This window comes from Vibrio sp. 10N.222.48.A3 (genome assembly GCF_041475345.1).
In the GTDB taxonomy this organism is placed as follows: Bacteria; Pseudomonadota; Gammaproteobacteria; order Enterobacterales; family Vibrionaceae; genus Vibrio; species Vibrio tasmaniensis_A.
Window position 1 is genome coordinate 1 of the sequence record NZ_JBFRVX010001492.1, and the last position, 1,073, is coordinate 1,073.

Here is a 1,073-nt window from a genome sequence, read left to right on the forward strand (position 1 = left end):
CTGCCAGGGTTTGGTAATAACTGGTTGGTTTTACTAAAAACTACCGCGCTGGTTTCTATTATTGGCCTTGAAGACATGGTACGTGTTAGCGCTCTGGCGGCGGGTTCAACCAAAATGCCATTTACCTTCTATATGACGGTAGCAATCATCTTCTTATTCTTCACCAGTGTTTCGACGGGCTTACTTAAGTTGGTTGAACGTAAATTCAGTATCCACGCGAGGTAGTTATGGACTTTTCATTGATAATTGAAAGCCTGCCGATTTACCTTGGTGGTTTGTGGACAACGGCTTGGATGGTTTGTGTCGCTTTGATTGTTGGCTTATTCGTAGCCATACCATTAGCTATCGCTCGTAACAGTCCAAATATGATGATTAATGCACCAGCTTGGTCGTTCATTTATTTCTTCCGTGGTACGCCGTTATTGGTGCAGTTGTACCTGATTTACTACGGTATGGACCAATTCTTCCCAGTAAAAGATACACTATGGGAAAACGCGTGGTTCTGTGCTTTAGTTGCGTTTATTCTAAACACATCAGCATATACTGCAGAGATCATTCGTGGTGCTATTAATGGCTTACCGAAAGGTGAAGTTGAAGCAGCAAAAGCGTACGGCATGAGCACACCAAAGACTTACCGCCGCATCATTTTGCCAAGTGCTCTGCGTCGTGCATTACCGGCTTACAGTAACGAAGTTATCTTTATGCTTCATGGCTCTGCAGTAGCAGGTATCGTAACCATTATGGACCTAACTGGCGCAGCACGTTTGGTCAACTCACGCTACTACGCTCCATTCGAGTCTTTTCTAACTGCAGGTCTATTCTACATGGCGCTAACGTTTATCATCATTGCGATTTTCAAATTTGCAGAGAAGCGTTTCCTTGCTTACTTAAGGCCGTTAAGTTAACTCTACGATACAGATTTTCTTAGATAAACGGCGCTCTTGTAGCGCCGTTTTTAATTTCAATTCAATTGTTCGGGTTCTAATAAGTTTAAGTGGTATTTGTTAAATTCACTCCATAAATTACGAACCCATTAGTCGAATCAATTGACTTAAGTAAACCCATAGATACAC

1 protein-coding gene and 1 pseudogene are annotated in these 1,073 nt (G+C 42.2%); both read left to right on the forward strand.

Features of this window, described 5'->3' with window-relative positions:
* A pseudogene (locus tag AB4653_RS27330) lies at positions 1–225 on the forward strand (arginine ABC transporter permease ArtQ); the annotation flags it as partial.
* A gap of 2 nt (positions 226–227) precedes the next feature.
* A complete protein-coding gene (locus AB4653_RS27335; RefSeq protein WP_009846321.1) occupies positions 228–905 on the forward strand; it encodes an ABC transporter permease in 678 nt (225 codons plus the stop codon).
* The last annotated feature ends 168 nt before the right edge of the window (positions 906–1,073 follow it).